The organism is Chryseobacterium daeguense DSM 19388 (assembly GCF_000430825.1).
GTDB lineage: Bacteria > Bacteroidota > Bacteroidia > Flavobacteriales > Weeksellaceae > Chryseobacterium > Chryseobacterium daeguense.
Genome location: NZ_AUMT01000001.1, coordinates 1 through 17312, shown reverse-complemented (window position 1 = coordinate 17312; position 17312 = coordinate 1). Strand labels below are relative to the sequence as shown.

Here is a 17312-nt window from a genome sequence, read left to right as displayed (position 1 = left end):
ACAGTTTTACATTTCACTTTGTAGATGAACTACACCACCTTTATCAGCGTACACCTGTCCCAATTCCACAACAGGAAATCCCTTTTTAACAGCATTTTTAAGTTTCATTTTCTTAAATTCCTTTTTGCTGGAATATGCTGTAACAATGCGGCTTTGCTGTCCGTGGTTTTCAGATAATTGTGACTTTCTCCAAGTAGGCTTTTTAGTCAAAACACCTTCTTTCTTCTTTGGTTTGCAAACCATTTTCGCATCTTGAAGAATTCTGTGATAAAATCGTTCTGATTTTTTAAGTTCTTTGTTCATTTTATATTTATTTTAATTGAGAAATTTTAAGATTTTGAACCACCAATTTTGACGTTTGATTCTTTTGGATATTAATCTGTGTTCGTGTCTTATTGCTATTAGTTCAAGTTCATATTGTGATAATCTCTGTGCTTGTAATTTGTTTACTGTAATGGCATGGTCTAACTTGCTTTGAAAAGTCTCACACCTTTCGTTAAGGTTTTGACTTCTTAGGATTAGGGAATCTATTTTATCCATGTTTAAATTCTACCAGGTCCGTAATTTCTCCACAATTCATTTTGGAATGCATTAAACTCAATCTGATCTTGCATTTTTCTTGTTGGTTCATCCAGAAGATAAATTCTTAAATCATCAAGCTTCTTTTCAAGATGTTCATCAATTACACATACTTTGGTATCATCACATTCCAGATTGTATTTTCCGTTTTCAGTTCTGGCAATAGACCAATAAGCATTGTTTTCTGCCATAAACAACCCGAACCAATTGTTTCCGGTTCTTGTGTCTTCACTCACTTCAAAGTCCTGGAACTTTAATTCATTAGCCAGTTTTGAAGCTGTTAAAAAATCTTTTCCATTAAAGGAGTTTGATTTTGTAGTTGATTGTTGTACTTTTGTCGTAATCATTTAGTTTGACTTTAATCGGTTGAACATTCGCCATCTGTTAGCGCAGGTGGCTTTTTTATTTTCCATTTATCGCTTGTGCCAGTGCAAGTTTTTTTGCTTTTGAACCTCGGCGGGTTAGGATTCTTTGGGGATCAATTACGGCTTCCACTCCGTTGTTACTGTTTTTATTCTCGATAGATTCCAACGTGTCTAATTCATATTTCATTAATTCACATTCTTTAAATAGTTTCTCTATCTTATCCCCAAGCTTCCAAATATTCACCCGCAGAGCTTCAATTTTGGCTTTATTGCTTTTAGATTGCATCGATTAATTCTAAAATTTCGTTTGATTGTTCTCTGGCTTCATTTTTAAGTATTTCCAGAACTTTATCAATATTCTGTTCTGGAATTTTACCCCCATATATCCAGTTCATTTTTGCAGAATCAACTGTAATATTGAATTTCTCTGACAATATCCTTCTGACATTGTTTTTACGTTCAGGTGAAATGGCTGCGAATATCTCTCTGATTTTTTCCTTTTTGTCATTCATATCCTTATATTTGCATTACTGTTAGTAATATTGTATTGCAAATATACTACACAATGTGTATATACACAACAAATATCCACATAGTGGAGTGTTAAATATTTGTTAAAACAATTTATATTATTGATTATGAACCAAATAGAAATTAAAGAATTCAGAAAAAAACATAATTTGTCACAACAGCAATTGGCTGATTTGACTGGCGTTTCAGTTAGAACTGTGAAAAGTTGGGAATATGGTGAAAGAAACATTTCAACTTCTGCACTTAAAATAATTCAAGATCATACACCACAAAGTGGAATCACTGAAAACCTGTCAAATGCAAAGGTTTTGAAAGAGGATGAAGATTTCATTTGGTTAGAAACTTTAAAAATCCCTGAAAAAGCTGCATTAGGAGCTGCTTCAAATTTCTTTGCAGAAAGTTATATGAATGAGCTTGAAAAAGGAAGTGTGAGGGTTAAAAAGAATCATAAGGGTAAATATTATGAAGTTGAAGCAGTTGGAGATAGTATGAATGATAATACGAATAAAGCTCTTTTGGATAAGGATTGGTATTTAGCCCGGGATATTCCAAGGGATCTTTGGAAAAACAAATTACATTTAAATGATTGGAATGTGTTTTATTTCCTTCATAACGAAAAAGGCAACTTAATAAAGGAAGTAAAATCCCATAATCCAGATACAGGTGAAGTTGTGTTACATTCATGGAATCCTGATAAATCATTATATCCTGATTTTACAATAAACCTCAAAGACTGCTACATAATTGGAAATGTAGTAAAATTAATAAGTAGAGACTTTAATATTTTCTATTAAAATAAATACAATGAAAAAATCAATTTTATTTCTTGCGTTATTCGCATCAACATTTCTGTTTTCTCAATCACAAGAAGTTAAAACAGAAACTCAACAAGTAAAGAAAAAGTATCCAGAATATGTTTTTGCAGCGGATATAAAAAAAACAGACTCTGGAACTTTTTTAATTGAAAAAGAAACTGTTTTAAAAAACGGAAAAAAGGAAGATGTTAAAGTTTCTTTAAAAGCAAATTTTGGTAATTATGAGCCAACTGAAAGTGATTTAGGCAAAATAAACATCAATTTAGATCAGACTATTTGGCTTGCAAAATTTAAACTAAAAAATCCAGTTACTTATGTTCCAACATCGGTAAATGTTACAAAACTGGAATCATCTTGGAAAATTGTTCTGTGGTATTATGCAAAAAATGATATGGGGATTGAAAAAGAAGGAATGCAGATTTATAAATATGATTTGACAGGAAAAGAAATAAAATAAATGTTGACATCTGATCGCCAAATATTGAAACTTCCTGAAATACTTAAAAGTTACAGGAAGATTGAATATATAAAAGAATTTTATGAACAAACTGGAATTCCGAAATCCTGGTTCTCTAATGTTAAGAATCAGGACAAGCGGAATCGATCATATCATTTTACTGCAGAACAGATTGAAATAATAATAAAGCTATATAATATCGATGCAAATTTCATATTCGGAATTACAACAAATCCTTTTAAATAAAAGATTTGCGCTTGTTCTAATCGTGCAAAGTATCGTGCAAAAACGTGTAAAAAATAGTAGAAAACAATAGTTTATTAATTCGCAAAACATTGAAAATCAACAAGAATAAAAAATCAGTCAAAAATAAAAATGGTCTCAAACACCAGTTCTTAGGAGTACCGGTTCGATCCCGGTCCTGGGTACAAGACCGGAAAGAGGTGATAATTCACTTTTTTTCCGGTTTTTTTTCGCACCTAACTCATTGTTTATCTGGTATATATAAGAGAGCAAAACATTTGGTCGGGTGGTTCGATAATGATTTTTTGAAAATTGCAATTTTTCAGGAAATATCGAACCAATTATTTTACGTTTTACCTCGATATCCCCATCAGTATAGACTTTCGCAAGGTCTACTAGGTTCGATAATGCTTGGTCTAGTAGTTTTTGAAAATCTATTTTCTTATTATCCTTTCCTTTAGTTAATTTAGCTTCGAACTTTTCAATTTGTCCTTTACAGCCGGTCCTAATTTCAAGATAATCTTCATCATCAATTACTTCCTCCATCAGTTTATTTCTTGCCTGTTTCAATTTACTGTTTAAACGATCTATTTCTAATAGAATTGCTTTCCTTTCTCTTTGGGGATTATTGATTAATTTTTCAAAATTTTGCCTCAACACTTTTTTCAAATAATTTTTTATAGATGCGCGCATTTCCAATGACTGCAATATTTCTAAAAATTTAGAATTAATAATCTCAGATTTGTAACGGTATGAACACGGGGATTGGCAATGATAGTAATAATATTTATTTCCAGAACGTCCCGTAGAGGCACTGCCTGTAATCAAATGACCACATTCCGGACACAGAAGGAAACCTCTTAATGGCAAATTATCGTCAGACAGTACTTTTACATTAGGTCTGGCTGGATTCACATTTCCATCCATTATACATTGAACTTTTTCGAATAGTTCTTCACTGATCAAAGGTTCATGAATACTTTTAACAAAATGAGCCTCCTCTTCATTGAATTGCTCCACGTAAATTTTCCCGCAATATGCGGTATTGCGTAAACTTGCAAGAAAGGCACTTATCTTAACTGACTTTCCTTCTTTTCTGTTCATCATATCCATGATTTGGCTCGCTGAATAAACGCCTTTGGACATTTCATTGAATGCCCATTTCATATTGGAAGCTTCCGGTTCCTTCGGGATTACATACTTTTTCCCGTTCTCCGTTATTCTGTTAGCGTAGCCATAAGGTGCCCTTCCCATTAATCTGCCTTCTTTTTTAGCACGGCGCATTCCATAATAAGTATTCAGAGCGCGCCTGTCGTTTTCAACTTCCGGTGCAGCAAGATATATAGCCAGCATCATTTTATTTTCAGGAATTGAAAGATCTAAAGGTTGCTCAATAGCCTGCGGTTCAACGTTACTTTTCCTAAGTATGTTAATCATTTGATACGCATCGCCAGCGTTCCTGCTGAAGCGATCCCATTTTGTAAAAAGCAGCAGATCCGTTTTTGAGCTTTTTTTCTTTAGCGTATCCAGTAATTTAATCCACTCTGGCCTGATAAAAGTCTTGGCTGAGTAATCTTCATAGATGATTTGACCTACTTTAATGTTATTGTTTTCACAATAACGTTTTAATCGTTCCTCCTGATCTCTTTGCGAGTATCCCTTATCTGCCTGCTCATCAGTTGACACACGGATATATAAATCGGCTTTTTTCATATATAAATCTTAGAAAATATTATTGTTCTAAAAAACTCTTAATGGTAATTTTTAAGAGCATCGTCAGAAAGCTTAAAATATCTTTCGCCTCCTCAATGCTTAATTCAATTCCCTCCTCTTCTTTAAAAATCTTGATAATCTCCTCTATGGTAATGTTACTAATTTCAACTTTCTTCTCCATACCAATACTTTTTTAATAAAAGTATTGGACAACTGTTCTGAAATTAAACCCAGACACTTATGTGATGTATTTGGCTTTTAAATATAAATGTCTAACGCTTGAACATGTAAAATCAAACGAAACACTTAACATCAACCATTAGGCGGAAAAAATTTTTATTTATAAAAGATGTGGTTACGTTTAAATTTATTTTTTAGGTGCAACAAGAGAAAATTGATGCAAAGAAATTCATCATTCTTAGATTCAACTAAAATACAAATAAAATCAACATTGTTAATTTAAACATTCATTTCATATACAAAAACAGGTTATTGACTGCTATTACACGAAACATTTTCCATAATAACCCGGTAAAAAGGCAGCTAAGGTATTTTTGCCAGCCGTCTTGCTAATCCAACCAAAAGACTACGGCATAAACGGTTTCCTCCCTAAAGGTACCCTCCAATTATTCCGTTTCCTTTTGTTTTTTCATTGTCAACACTTCATATCCGCTTTCTTTTTTCCGGTTTTTCTTTTGAAAAATATTCAGCGAAGCCTGAAAGGCTTTTAAGAAATAGAACGGAGAAGAGATTGAAAAGGCTTTTGATCTAAAAAAGACGCATAACAGTTCAAAAATGTTTTAAATAAATGCTGTTTTAACTTAAGTACGGGAAACAAAAGGCTCTGCCGTACTCAGAGCAATAACAATGAAATATAATATCGTAAATGAGATCAAATTGATCTACACAAGAAAAGGAAATGCTGAAAAAAAAGTACTGAACTCCCAGGATGCTACAGATATTTTCAGGGAACATTTTGATGCAGATCAGATCGACTACAGAGAGTCATTTTACTCAATGTATATGAATCAGGCTAACAAGGTCTTAGGAATACAAAAAATATCAGAATCTGGAATTACCTCTTCTCTTGTTGACATCAGAATCATCATGCAGGGAGCTCTATTATGTAATGCCGTATCATTTATTATAGCCCATAACCATCCTTCCGGAAACCTTACACCTTCTCGCGAAGACATAGGCATCACACAAAAAATAAAGGAGGCTGCCCAACTATTAAATATTAACATGCTTGATCATTGTATAATAACTTCAACCGACTCCTTCTCGTTCTCCGATGAAGGTATTTTATAAGGGACTTAAATGTCTAAAAATAAGAATCCAGAGCCGGTTCCCGGTCTGGATTCTTGTGGCGTCGCGGAAAGATGCTTGCCCTTTAGGGAACAACCATCTTTCCGCAAATACTAAACAATGCTTCTCAAATTAGATGGTTTTATTTGAAGTGGAAATATATATTTGTAAGCTAAAGAAATAGTATTTATCCGTTTAGCTTTTTGTTGTTGAATTGAAATTCAATTTTATTCTCATTTCCAAAACTGTCTGATAGCCGTACCGTAAATGATTGTGAAACTTCAGAGGTTGAAGTATAATACAATCTGAACTCTTTCTCATACAGAGGATAAATATCATTGGGAAAATAGGGTTGAGTGTTATAATACTGTAGCTTTCCTGTTCCCTCAAACTGAAAATATCGAAGATAATATTTGGTGTCAGCAAAATTACCTTCAGGAAGAATTTTGATACGAATCTCTACATACTCGTCTTTAGCTATGTCCTTGGGAACCGGCATAACCGACACCTTAAAAGGATAGTTCTGCTGAATTTCCAAATCATCTTTCTCACATGATTGTACAAATAGTCCGACTACAAATAGTAGCAAGAAACACTTTAATTGTATTTTAGCTGTATTAATTATATTTTTCATTTTTCATTATTTTTAGAAATTATATCTTATTCCTACCCCCAGCAGAGAGTGAAAATTAACCATTTGACTATTTTTCAAAAAGCGAAGTTGCCCGTTGACCAGGAAAACTAAATGCTTAGTCAGATAGCTTTCAATAGACAGCTTACCGTTCGTCCCATAAATAAAATTACCTGTAGAGTTAAGCTTTGATCCATCATACAACAATTCATCACCTCTATTAATCTGCTCGTAACCAACAAGACCTCCAATTCCCAGATTAAAATTTACATTTCGCATGAAGTCTCCCCAAACATAAAAACTGTACCCACCACTAAGCAGGAAACTATCTATCGGGATATCGCAGCCTGTGTATTTATAATATTTTCTACCATATTCTGTCAGTCCAAAAAAGTAATTACCATTCTTCGAGTAAGAAACAAGCCCCGTACTAAACATATAATTTTGCTTTTCTGGAGATTTTGGAAATACCGAATAGGTAAATTCAATACCAATTTGCTTGGGAATCATCTGTTGAGCAAATATTTTGCTACCCATTATCATCGTTAAGATGACTGTTAAAAATATGTTGTGCATCTTACCCCGTTTTAATGGTTAAACTGTTTATCAATCTTGCATGAACAATATCTTCATTTTCAAGCTGTACTTTCAAATGCCTTCCCCCGTTCTTTTCCAGAATTTCAATCTCCAAAACCTGATCTTTTAAGAGCGTAAACTGATCAAGCATATAAATCCCTTTACTATCTGAATGATCAGCTATTATCCTTTCCGGGAAATAGGTACGAACCTGCTCTAAAATCTTATCCTGAACGACCGTTCGCTTTAAGTTCTTTTTATCGACAATTTTAAAATTGACCCATTCAATAGCATACCCCACATTACTTTGATTCTTAACCTGCAATGTGAAATAAAACTTGCTGTCATTAACGTGCAGCGCCCTGACTGAAAACTCAATTCCATAACTTTTCGAAGCAATATGCTTAATAGTTCTGTTGCTTTTCCTGTAAAGATTTTCCATAATAAGCCAGATGAGAGAAGTTGAGCTTCCTTTAAGATCTTCAAATAATACATCAGCATACTGTCGCTCCATACCTCTCTGAAGTTTTACTAAATCATAGCTGAGTATATCGGGATAAGAACTGTAGGATGCGTCAAAACTGTAAAATTTTCCATCTTCAGTAATGACCGAAAAATTAGTTTCTTCTTCAAAATCCCTGACGGCTGACTTAACCCGAAGAACGTTTCCTATAGGATCTGCCTTATTGGCAACCAAGAGATCACTTCCCAGGTCAACATATCGTATTGATGTAGGAAATATCAAATGGCTGGTTTTATTGTAGGTAACTTGTATCCTGAAAGGCTCTAATTTTCCCTCTTCCAAGGAATAATAGGTTGTCACGGAATCCTGCCCAAATGCCTTGCTTACTAATAAAAGTAATAGCATAATTAGAATATAATGACTCTTTTGTGTATTCATTTTTATTTTTTTTGATTAGTTATTTTTAGATAAGAGTAAGACCTGATGGCCAGCTTTTACAGTTACTTTCAATTGTCTGACTCTTTTCTGAAAATAGCCCGACAATCCCTGTACTACTCCCCTGCTCAGATCAGCTGCAATCTGTTGTCCTGCTGATTGGGCCACCATAATATTGGTACCGGAAGTCTGGCTCATATTAGCTACAATGTCGCTTACCGCATTCTGCTCCGCTGAATAAGGAACATACAATCCCATCTGACCGTCAGTGTCATAAACATTGATTTCTACAGAATAGATATTATCTTGAGATTGAATGGAAGATATTTTTAACTGAAGCCTCCCACCCTGAAATTTGCTTACTGCAATCAGTAAGCTCCCCGCTGGAATTTCAGCTCTTCCGACTTTCATCGCTTCTGAAAGCCTTAGATAATGTACTTTCATTGACCAAAGTCTTAGTTTCATAGACCACACCTCTTATTGCGTTTTTTGTTTGAACTAAGTTTTCTGAATCATTTTGACTGTCATAAAATCGATTCTGATTCAAACCTGCGACAAAAGCACTATCCGACTGGTCTCTGTATAATGAGGAAACAACATTGGAACGTACCGGTATCGACTTAAAAATAGCAATATGCGTGTCAGTGAAATAGCTGACGAATTCGGCTTTTCAGATAAAAGCTACTTAAATAAAATCTTTTTAAAGTATACAGGTATCTCTCCATCACAATATAGAATTAATTCGAAAAATAAAAATTTTCTATCCAATATTTCTTAATATTTCTACTTAAAATTAAAGCATCAACTGATATATGTTGTTAATTAATAGTAAAATGATATAATTCAAAAACTCAAAATACAACATTAATTTTAGACAATTCCTCAAAGTCTTTCGGTAAATCGGGAGAATGGGCACAGCATGATATTGATTACACTCAGACAGGTAAACTGATTGGAGATTGCGCAATCAAACTTGATCTTTATCATAAAAGAATAGAGATATTAATTACAATATCGTATTTGGAGCAAAAAAATGGCATTGCTAAAAAGGCATTCACGGGCATGGTGGAATTCCTACTTGAACAAAAAATCTATATCGAATCGTAGCAATAGTTGATACTGAAAATATCATCTTGATAAATTTGCCAAAAGTGCCAGTTTTAAGAAAAGAACATTTTACGAAAACATATTTTTCAGGTAAATGGGAAAACTAGTAACAATATGTAATGCTACAGAGAGAATTGAATAGTGCTAGCTGCTACTCTTTCTGAGTATTTCTAGAAAAGTATCGTTACAATATAAAAAGTTAGCTTATAATAAAACTTACAGACAAGATCAGCTTTGCAATTCTTGTAAAATTTCACACAATCTACTTAAATCATCTCTAAAAGTGTTAGAAGATAAGCTCGTCTTGGTCACATGCCAAGATTATTTAATTGTAAAGTATCAATAGATCCGCTACAAAAATGACTTAAATTTATGGTGTAAAGTTTAAAACCTTTATCCATGAATAAACAGCAACAGCAAGTCAAGGCTCGTAAAGATTGGCTCAAAATCTATTTAGAATCGGGGTCTGTAACGAAAACGGCTTTACGTTGTGGAATTGCAAGATCAACACTTCACCGATGGATAAAAAGGTATAAAGAAGAAGGAGAACAAGGACTGTCAGATAAGTCAAGACGTCCTAAAACCCTTACCAATACTAAGGTTACAAAAGAAACTGAATCTATTATCCTTGATTTAAGAGAGAAAAAAAGATGGGGAGCTGCAAGAATCTCAACCCATCTACTCAGAACGGGAACTTCATTATCTGCAATGACTGTTTGGCGGGTACTCTTTAAACACAAAGTTAATCCTGTAGTAAAAAGACGTAAAAAATCTGATTACAAAAGATACAGCAAAGAAGTTCCAGGGGATAGAGTTCAGCTAGATGTTACTAAAATCAGGAGTAAGGCTTATCAATTTACAGCTATTGATGACTGCACAAGAATGAAAGTTATTAGAGTTTACCCTAATAAAAAAGCAGAAACTACGATACATTTTTTAGGTGAAATTTTGAATACATTCTATTTTCCTTTACAGCATATTCAAACCGATTGGGGTACGGAATTTTTTAATTACTCCTTCCAATATGAGCTGCATGAACATTTTATCAAATACAGACCCATCAAGCCCAGATCCCCTCATTTAAATGGTAAAGTAGAAAGAACCCAACAGACCGATAAATCAGAATTCCGGTCGCTAGTGGATTTATCTGATTCAGATCTAGATTTAAAGGCTTTAGCTATTGAATGGCAGGAGTTTTACAATAAGAAAAGACCACACTCTTCTTTGAATGGAAAAACGCCTTGGGAAAATTACAGTCGTTGGAACATCTTATCCCTATTCAGCCTGATGTTACTGCTCAATTTTGGGACTCAAATGAAGAAATATTGCCCAGAAATTATACCTATTTAAATTACATAAGACAAAAAATACTAATTTAGTCTCAAAGTCCAAGAGGAAGTAGGCTCTGCTGGGGAACAGCCGAGAAAAGAGTGAAATCTCTTGCCGAAGACTGCGAGCGAAGCTCATGCCAGCAATAGGCTTTTAGGTATACGGAAAGGGAGACCGAAAAGGTCTCCTCTTTTATTTCCGGTATCTTTCTATGGCTAAGAAAACCCTCTCTTAATTTGTAGCGAATCTATTGTTATAGCACAATTTAATGCTACAATTCTTTCTAAATCTTCTACTAAATGTTTCGATATCTCTTCGGTTACGGGTACAGAGGAAAAATGGCGCCAACAAAAGACAGTTGGTGCCATTTTGATTTTAATTGAGTGAACATTAAAAACAGTATGATAATGCACAGTTTTCTAATCATTTTGTTACTTTTAAAAATTACCTATAACGTTTAGGCTTAGCGAAAGCGGTAATTGAGGTTGATATTTTCACTAATGTAAAAAGCTCAATAAAATTTCTAACCTTGAACCCTGTACAAATCGCAACTTATTTTTGATGTAATATTTTACTCACCATTTGATTGATTGCGTTTTCAACTACTTTTGGGTTATCCTGATTGATATAATGACCACTATTGGGAACTAAAATTTGTTTGCTGTCTGTTGAAAAAAGTAAAAAATCTTTTTGCATTTTATCCCACACATTGATCATTTCTAGTTTTAATTTTTTGTCTTTAATAGAAGAATCATAACGCTTTGGATCTGCAGCGGTCAGTACCAAAAGAGGGATATTACCGAAAGACTTTATTTTTGCCGCTTCTTTTTTTACAGAACTCATGTGATCCTGTTCTTCCAACACCGCATCTGCACTTTTATAAAGCAAAGCGGGCATGATGGAATTTTGATATTTATATTGTTTTTCAGCAGGAAACATACCTTTAAACATTAATCTTGCCAAACCAAAAGCATTGGCAAATTTCAAAAAACCACCTGGCAATCCCTGATTGACCATTTTGAACAGTTCCGGTGATAGATATTTTTTATAATCAGGACATTGACTATCCACCAATATTACGCCTGCAACATCTTGAGGATACTGATTGACGAAAAACCGGACAAGTGTTCCTCCAAACGAATGTCCAACCAGAATATAAGGCTTGGGTACGTTGGATTTTTCGAGCAGGAGATGCAGTTCTTCAGCCATCTTTTCACCTGATTTTGGATTCTGGCCACGTTCGCTCCATAATATTCCTGACCTGTCATATGAAAAACTGGTGTAAGAAATAGGTAACTTTTGTTGAATATGGTACCATTGCAAATGTCCGGCAGGATCGAATGCCGTTTCAAAAACAACAGTCGGCCCTCCATTTCCTTTTTTGTAATAATGCAACCGGTGATTGTCAACTTCCACAAAATTGCCGTCGGGTTTGATTTTTTCAGCATCATTTCGGGATATCCTTTCAAAGATAAATCCTGCAATAAGCAATAATATAACCAATGTAACTAAGCCTAATCCTATCCGTTTAATCCATTTAAAAAAAGCCTTCATATATATTTTGTTTTTTATTATCCCATATGTTTGGTATGGATTTTTAAAGAGATCATCTGCAAATGAGGTATTTTACAGCAGTGTACCTTCAGGGGTTTTGTATTGCGTAGCGGCATAAATATTTGTATAAAGTATTTAGCATCATTTTGAAGGGTTAATTTTCAGATTTCGAAAATAGCCATCTGTTCCTACATCGACAAATAAGCCTACGCCGCCCGTCGCATCCGAGCCTTGTTTAAGGTCATTCACGATAAGGCAAGGGTATTTGTTCTTATTTAAAAAAAGCTTAGCCTGGCTGCCTTTCACTTCAATTTTTATGGTGATCCATTCATCCAGGCCCATATCAGCATACGACTCATATTTCTCTGGATCCTCTCTTCTAAGGCGGTCGTATTTAAAATTTGGGTAAGAAAAGTATTGAATCGAATGATTGCGCCTCACCTGATCTTCGGCTCTACCATTCGCTGGGCGTATATATATGGATTCAAATTTGGAATTCATGTCGTCAATCCTGAATGCCAATCCAATAAACCCACGGTCGGTGGGAGCAGCCGTAGGGAGCAGCCGGCTTAGAACTTCTACTTCGATACTACCATTTTTGAATTTTGTATTCTTTATTTTAACAAATGTAGGTTCGTCCGCTTCTTTCACCGCACTGTCTTTTACGACCCTAACAACTTTTTTACCTTTCAGGTTTACCATTTGCATAGAAACTTTATGAGGTACAAGATTGCTTTTGTCTAAAATTATTTTTTGGCTGTATGCACTTTCTGAGACTAATAGGAAAAGAAATAAGATTGTTCTTAATTTTTTCATACTTGTTACTATTAATGAGTTTATGACTGTTATGATTACAACTTATCTTTTAAAAAGTCCGGCATTTAGATTCGAACCCAATGAACCTTCTGCCAATTGTAGATAATTGCGTTTACTCTGATCTTTTTCAATGATCACGTTTCCGGTAGTCTGTACGTTTTTCATTTCCAGAAAATCGGTAGGAGTGGGAATACTGTCGCTCAACGGCCCACTTCCGTATCCTGCCAGTTTATTATAATTCACAAAAATACAGTCAGAAGCCTTATACCGGCGTGCACTTCCTTTTTCCCTGATCCACACTGTGCTGGTGTTGGCGATAATGTTATGATGAAAGTCGAAGTCATCACCGTTGGTCCCTTGGGTAGTCCAGACCCCTGCAAAATAGCCGCCATAGACCAACGAATATTGCATAGCACTGCGAATGCCGTTCTTCCCTTCATTTTTCCAGAAGACAACAGGAATTTTACAGTTGAAGAAAACACAATGGTCAATAACTAAACCATAGCCATTGGCGATCACTCCTACATGTAAAGGCAGTACATCTGCATTCCCGGCAAACAGACATTGTGTTACAAGCAGATCGTTCAGTTTTTTTCCATCGCGCCAGATGGGGTATGAACGGCGCAAATTATTGGCATCGAGATACGTATAATCGGGGCTTCCTGTAAACCGCAGACCTGCAATGGTAACATGGCTTACCTCGGGTTGAATGCCTCTCGCTTCTTCTCCCCCCACACCAGGCTCAGGAGGTACAACGGTCATAACGACCGGCATTTTTTTCGGTGTCCAGTCTGCATCATCGGGCATCACTTCAGCACGGATCGTTAGACGGTTGGTAAAAGTATATTTATTATTGTTAAAAATGACTGTTTCGGTGATCAGGTGAGTACCTTCTGAAAGAATGATTGTTGTTTCTCCCTGGTCTTTATTTAGATTAACGCGTCTGGCGGCTTCTGAAAGCGACTTCAGAGGTTGTGTATTTGTTCCCGAATTTATATCATTGCCGGTCAGGGGATTAACATATAATTGTTCTGCCTTTACACAAAACAGGTTCATTAGAAAAAATAGAAGACTAAATGTTACAGATTTTATCATTTCCCTTTTTTTGACAAATTTAGGAACATTCGTATCTTACAAAATGGTCATTTTATAATCAAAATTGTCAATTCATCTATTCTTTCGGTATTGCAAAGGTGTGGTATGGGTAAATTTTTTGAAAAAACGGTTAAAGTTGGAAGGATCTGAAAATCCAAATTCATAGCAGATCTCTTTTGCAGATTTATTCTGGTGCAACGCTTTCTTTATTTCTGAAATGAGTTTGTGATGAATCATTTGCTGTGCTGATAATCCGCTGAATTGCCTACAGATTTTATTAAGGAACCCAGAACTTACATTAAGCATTTTAGTATAGTCTTCAACAGTTTGATCTTCTAAAAATTTCTTTTCCAGTAAAGAGCGGAATCTGTAGAAGTCTGCATGGATGTAAGTGTCCCGCTGAACGTTATAGATCCGAGCATAATAGCGGTTGAGAATGATAAGTAACTGATAAAGTACTGACCGGATCAAATGATTGCTGTCATTCTGAATTTGTCTGAACTCCCGTTCTATTTCCCGTAAAAGCTCAAGGCATTTTCCAAATGACGCTTGATCGATCTTTATATCAGCGGGATGAGAATACTGATGAAAGTATTGAAACCGGTACAGAAACAGCTCATCTGAAAAGAAGAGGTGAAGAAAATCTTTTTCAAAGAACAGCGTATAGCCTTTTATCTTTTCTTCAATTTCCCAGCGGCGAACCTGCCCGGGACTGATAAAAATGATGATTCCGGGAGTTATAGACATTATCGTTCCATTCAGTGAAAGTGTTCCCGATCCTTCTTCGATGAAAACAATTTCGTAAAAACTGAGCTGATGTACAGTGCGGTCTAGTACATAATTCTTCAATGTTTCAATACGTCCAAGATCCAACAATAATTCCGCCCCGTATTTATGTGGCAGAAAATGATACGTTTTAATTTGAGCGGCTGTTACCATCTTTGAAAATTTTTACAATAGAACGCTTGTGTTAAAAATACAAACTTTTGTTTAGCTCAAAGATAGGTGATTATATGCTTAACAGTACCAGTAGAATCCTTATCTAAATTATGAGTTTTAATATTAAATATAAAATAAACTAACCTCAACAAACTCTCTTTACAGATTCCAAGCTCCTCGGCTACTGAAGAAACATTACCTCTTTGCTCACTTAATGAAACTGCTTAAATCTTAAATTGACTCCCTCGAATCTTCGATTTCTAAACTGTAATTTTTTCTAACTTTTTTCATTACATTAAAGTTAAAGAGTATAAGAATCCTGTCCTAACAAAGGTAGCAACTCCATGGAAGGATTATTTTTTAATTTAAACTGATAACTAATAGCTGATCCGTTTGTTTTTTCGGTGTAAGGCATTAAGGAAATTCCGGAAAGTGTTCTTCCCAAATCCGGAATAACCGTCCATTTTGTATTGGCAGGAGCTTTAACATCCAAGAAATGTTCAGCTTCCATAGTCACTACGCCATTCTTCTCTTCAAAAATATACCCTCCGGTTTTTGCTTCTGCAGGAGTGATTCTGTAAACGGTTGGCTTAATGTTTCCTTCTTTGGGTTCGTCCCAGGATTTGTAGCCAATGTGCGTCTGATCCATCATATGATTCCATTTTCCTCCGGAGATATTCAGGTTGTAATCTTTGGTGTATTCGGCATCTCTGGTGAAACATTCATCGGCATAATCTGCCCAATAATTTGCTTTCTGATCTTTTTCTTCTGCCAATTTATGATCCATTGCAACGGCGTAATACATGTCGTAGAGATTGGCCATTGCACGAACCGGATGTAAAATAATCTGTTTGTACGTATCTTGGTAGGTCTTATCCAAAATCATAAACTGTCTCAAAGCCCTCGTCTCCAAAGCCAGATAAGCATCTCTTACTTGCAAAAACTCCCCACTTTGAAGATTATATGTTTTGTGATTCATCATTTCCGCGGAAACTCTTGAATTATATTTACAATACAGGTTGATGATTTCTGCAATTTCTTTGGCATTATTTTTTCCAAATTGATCTTCTGCAAATTTCACCGAGTAATAATCCAGATTTTCCTGTGTAAAAGAAGTTGGATTCCACGCCATATTCAGGAAGAAATCCATTGGATATTCATTTGGTTTTAGATCTCCGACATTCAAGATCCAGATTTTATCTACTCCATAACTGTAAGTCAGCTGCAGCTGTTCCCACATGTGCGGAATCTGCGCCATATTCAGCCATTGGTAGGCTCTTGGCGCGCCATGTAAATCAACGTGGTAGTACATTCCGTAACCTCCAGGATGTTTTTTGCCATTGAGGTAAGGCAATCGGCGGACATTTCCCCAATTGTCATCACAAAGTAGAATCGTCATATCGTCCGGAACTTTCATTCCCTGATCGTAGTAATCTAAAACTTCACTGTATAAAGCCCAAAGCTGAGGTGTTTCTTTAGCCTGTTTTTTTGTTACTTTCTGAATAATTTTTCTCTGGTCAAGCATAATTTGCTCCAATAATTTGAAATTGGCTTCCGCACTTCCCAGGTCGCTCATCGGTTCGTCGCCGTTTCCACGCATTCCCATTGTCACGAGATTATCATAATTTTTGTTCCGGCTGAATCCATCTTCCCAAAATTTCAGGAGACCTTCTTTATTGGTGTGGTAATTCCATTCACCGTTTCCGTATTCTTTTCTATGATTTCCCCATTCTTTCTGAGCCCGCATCATCGGCTCGTGGTGAGAAGTCCCCATAACGATTCCGTATTCATCGGCAACTTTCGGATTAAGCGGATCATCTTCGTTAAAGGCTTTCCCCCACATTGCAGGCCACAAATAATTGGCTCTGAGACGAAGGAGAAGCTCAAACATGTGTGAATACATTTTGCTGTTGATGCCTCCGAATTTGGTTCTTGCCCAGGTTCCGAAAGCAGGTTCTTCATCATTAATGAAAATACCGCGATACTTTACTTTAGGCTCACCTGAAGCATAATACCCAGGAACAACATACGCCGAAGAACGTTTCTGAACAGGGACATCATTCCAGTAATACCATGGAGAAACCCCTAATTGTCTTGATAATTCATAGATTCCGTAAATCGTTCCTCTTCTGTCGCTTCCGGCAATGATAAGCTGTTTTTTGGATTTAGATTTTGGATTTTCTACCGTTGTTATCACGAAACTTTCCCATTTTCCTTTTAAATCTTTGGCATTGATTTTTTTTGAGGATATAAGTTTATCAATCAATTTATTTGTGCCAAAAGTTCCGATGATGATTTCAAATTCGCCGGAAATTTCTGTTGTTGAAAGATTGGGTAATTTTCCTGTCACTTTCTG

The 17312-nt window shown here is 35.4% G+C and carries 20 protein-coding genes; 5 read left to right on the top strand and 15 right to left on the bottom strand.

Annotated elements, in window-relative coordinates; genetic code table 11:
• Positions 1-6 precede the first annotated feature (6 nt).
• From H560_RS0100105 to H560_RS0100085, 4 genes are all read right to left on the bottom strand, one after another.
• Positions 7-303, bottom strand: coding sequence for a hypothetical protein (locus H560_RS0100105; protein ID WP_027378145.1), 297 nt, complete (start codon positions 301-303; stop codon positions 7-9).
• A gap of 239 nt (positions 304-542) precedes the next feature.
• A complete protein-coding gene (locus H560_RS0100095) occupies positions 543-926 on the bottom strand; it encodes a hypothetical protein (RefSeq protein WP_027378143.1) in 384 nt (127 codons plus the stop codon).
• Positions 927-981: 55 nt separating this feature from the next.
• Positions 982-1230: a hypothetical protein gene (locus tag H560_RS0100090; RefSeq protein ID WP_027378142.1), complete on the bottom strand. Its 249-nt coding sequence runs from the start codon at positions 1228-1230 to the stop codon at positions 982-984.
• Positions 1220-1456: a hypothetical protein gene (locus tag H560_RS0100085; RefSeq protein WP_027378141.1), complete on the bottom strand. Its 237-nt coding sequence runs from the start codon at positions 1454-1456 to the stop codon at positions 1220-1222. The genes H560_RS0100090 and H560_RS0100085 overlap by 11 nt, the downstream gene beginning before the upstream one ends.
• 126 nt (positions 1457-1582) lie before the next feature.
• Between H560_RS0100085 and H560_RS20855 the strand changes: the two genes are divergently transcribed.
• Both H560_RS20855 and H560_RS0100075 read left to right on the top strand, forming a co-directional pair.
• The gene (locus H560_RS20855) at positions 1583-2269 is read left to right on the top strand and encodes an XRE family transcriptional regulator (protein WP_034752008.1); all 687 of its coding nucleotides are present in this window, start codon (positions 1583-1585) and stop codon (positions 2267-2269) included.
• Between the two features lie 10 nt (positions 2270-2279).
• Positions 2280-2747, top strand: coding sequence for a hypothetical protein (locus tag H560_RS0100075; protein ID WP_027378140.1), 468 nt, complete (start codon positions 2280-2282; stop codon positions 2745-2747).
• Between the two features lie 381 nt (positions 2748-3128).
• Here the strand turns inward: H560_RS0100075 and H560_RS0100065 are convergent, their stop codons facing one another.
• Together H560_RS0100065 and H560_RS23145 are read right to left on the bottom strand one after the other, a co-directional pair.
• Entirely contained in the window at positions 3129-4703 is a 1575-nt protein-coding gene (locus tag H560_RS0100065; protein ID WP_027378138.1) for a recombinase family protein, read from the bottom strand.
• 19 nt (positions 4704-4722) lie between these two features.
• Positions 4723-4884, bottom strand: coding sequence for a hypothetical protein (locus H560_RS23145; RefSeq protein WP_002980924.1), 162 nt, complete (start codon positions 4882-4884; stop codon positions 4723-4725).
• Between the two features lie 716 nt (positions 4885-5600).
• Between H560_RS23145 and H560_RS0100055 the strand changes: the two genes are divergently transcribed.
• Complete coding sequence (locus H560_RS0100055; RefSeq protein ID WP_228372390.1) at positions 5601-6014, top strand: JAB domain-containing protein; 414 nt, start codon at positions 5601-5603, stop codon at positions 6012-6014.
• Between the two features lie 184 nt (positions 6015-6198).
• Here the strand turns inward: H560_RS0100055 and H560_RS0100050 are convergent, their stop codons facing one another.
• The 4 genes from H560_RS0100050 to traM all read right to left on the bottom strand — a co-directional run bounded on the left by H560_RS0100050 (position 6199) and on the right by traM (position 8581).
• The gene (locus tag H560_RS0100050; protein ID WP_027378137.1) at positions 6199-6645 is read right to left on the bottom strand and encodes a DUF3872 domain-containing protein; all 447 of its coding nucleotides are present in this window, start codon (positions 6643-6645) and stop codon (positions 6199-6201) included.
• A 12-nt stretch (positions 6646-6657) separates the two neighbouring features.
• Positions 6658-7152, bottom strand: coding sequence for a conjugal transfer protein TraO (locus H560_RS0100045; RefSeq protein WP_228372389.1), 495 nt, complete (start codon positions 7150-7152; stop codon positions 6658-6660).
• Between the two features lie 67 nt (positions 7153-7219).
• Positions 7220-8119, bottom strand: a complete 900-nt coding sequence (traN, locus tag H560_RS0100040; RefSeq protein ID WP_027378136.1) for a conjugative transposon protein TraN — start codon at positions 8117-8119, stop codon at positions 7220-7222.
• 15 nt (positions 8120-8134) lie between these two features.
• Positions 8135-8581 carry a conjugative transposon protein TraM gene (gene traM, locus H560_RS20850; RefSeq protein WP_228372388.1) on the bottom strand — a complete coding sequence of 149 codons (447 nt, stop codon included), beginning with the start codon at positions 8579-8581 and terminating at the stop codon, positions 8135-8137.
• Between the two features lie 133 nt (positions 8582-8714).
• Between traM and H560_RS22630 the strand changes: the two genes are divergently transcribed.
• Positions 8715-8894, top strand: a complete 180-nt coding sequence (locus tag H560_RS22630; RefSeq protein ID WP_228372402.1) for a helix-turn-helix domain-containing protein — start codon at positions 8715-8717, stop codon at positions 8892-8894.
• Positions 8895-9622: 728 nt separating this feature from the next.
• Complete coding sequence (locus tag H560_RS20845) at positions 9623-10573, top strand: IS481 family transposase (RefSeq protein ID WP_081413897.1); 951 nt, start codon at positions 9623-9625, stop codon at positions 10571-10573.
• Positions 10574-11104: 531 nt separating this feature from the next.
• On the opposite strand, the gene H560_RS0100025 is transcribed toward H560_RS20845, so the two are convergent.
• The 5 genes from H560_RS0100025 to H560_RS20835 all read right to left on the bottom strand — a co-directional run.
• Positions 11105-12106: an alpha/beta hydrolase gene (locus H560_RS0100025; RefSeq protein ID WP_034752004.1), complete on the bottom strand. Its 1002-nt coding sequence runs from the start codon at positions 12104-12106 to the stop codon at positions 11105-11107.
• A 141-nt stretch (positions 12107-12247) separates the two neighbouring features.
• Positions 12248-12922 (bottom strand): family 16 glycoside hydrolase, encoded by a 675-nt coding sequence (locus H560_RS0100020; protein WP_027378133.1) that lies wholly within the window; start codon positions 12920-12922, stop codon positions 12248-12250.
• Positions 12923-12964: 42 nt separating this feature from the next.
• A complete protein-coding gene (locus H560_RS20840; protein ID WP_228372387.1) occupies positions 12965-13732 on the bottom strand; it encodes a hypothetical protein in 768 nt (255 codons plus the stop codon).
• A 357-nt stretch (positions 13733-14089) separates the two neighbouring features.
• Positions 14090-14956 carry an AraC family transcriptional regulator gene (locus H560_RS0100010; protein WP_027378132.1) on the bottom strand — a complete coding sequence of 289 codons (867 nt, stop codon included), beginning with the start codon at positions 14954-14956 and terminating at the stop codon, positions 14090-14092.
• A gap of 301 nt (positions 14957-15257) precedes the next feature.
• Positions 15258-17312: glycosyl hydrolase 115 family protein (locus H560_RS20835; protein WP_051289064.1), on the bottom strand; the 2055-nt coding region annotated here is incomplete at its 5' end.

Excerpts from the sequence above, each read along its gene's own strand:
- H560_RS0100105 (WP_027378145.1), bottom strand. The coding sequence starts at position 303 with ATGAACAAAGAACTTAAAAAATCAGAACGATTTTATCACAGAATTCTT.
- H560_RS0100095 (WP_027378143.1), bottom strand. The coding sequence starts at position 926 with ATGATTACGACAAAAGTACAACAATCAACTACAAAATCAAACTCCTTT.
- H560_RS0100090 (WP_027378142.1), bottom strand. The coding sequence starts at position 1,230 with ATGCAATCTAAAAGCAATAAAGCCAAAATTGAAGCTCTGCGGGTGAAT.
- H560_RS0100085 (WP_027378141.1), bottom strand. The coding sequence starts at position 1,456 with ATGAATGACAAAAAGGAAAAAATCAGAGAGATATTCGCAGCCATTTCA.
- H560_RS20855 (WP_034752008.1), top strand. The coding sequence starts at position 1,583 with ATGAACCAAATAGAAATTAAAGAATTCAGAAAAAAACATAATTTGTCA.
- H560_RS0100075 (WP_027378140.1), top strand. The coding sequence starts at position 2,280 with ATGAAAAAATCAATTTTATTTCTTGCGTTATTCGCATCAACATTTCTG.
- H560_RS0100065 (WP_027378138.1), bottom strand. The coding sequence starts at position 4,703 with ATGAAAAAAGCCGATTTATATATCCGTGTGTCAACTGATGAGCAGGCA.
- H560_RS23145 (WP_002980924.1), bottom strand. The coding sequence starts at position 4,884 with ATGGAGAAGAAAGTTGAAATTAGTAACATTACCATAGAGGAGATTATC.
- H560_RS0100050 (WP_027378137.1), bottom strand. The coding sequence starts at position 6,645 with ATGAAAAATATAATTAATACAGCTAAAATACAATTAAAGTGTTTCTTG.
- H560_RS0100045 (WP_228372389.1), bottom strand. The coding sequence starts at position 7,152 with ATGATTCCCAAGCAAATTGGTATTGAATTTACCTATTCGGTATTTCCA.
- traN (WP_027378136.1), bottom strand. The coding sequence starts at position 8,119 with ATGAATACACAAAAGAGTCATTATATTCTAATTATGCTATTACTTTTA.
- traM (WP_228372388.1), bottom strand. The coding sequence starts at position 8,581 with ATGAAACTAAGACTTTGGTCAATGAAAGTACATTATCTAAGGCTTTCA.
- H560_RS20845 (WP_081413897.1), top strand. The coding sequence starts at position 9,623 with ATGAATAAACAGCAACAGCAAGTCAAGGCTCGTAAAGATTGGCTCAAA.
- H560_RS0100025 (WP_034752004.1), bottom strand. The coding sequence starts at position 12,106 with ATGAAGGCTTTTTTTAAATGGATTAAACGGATAGGATTAGGCTTAGTT.
- H560_RS0100020 (WP_027378133.1), bottom strand. The coding sequence starts at position 12,922 with ATGAAAAAATTAAGAACAATCTTATTTCTTTTCCTATTAGTCTCAGAA.
- H560_RS0100010 (WP_027378132.1), bottom strand. The coding sequence starts at position 14,956 with ATGGTAACAGCCGCTCAAATTAAAACGTATCATTTTCTGCCACATAAA.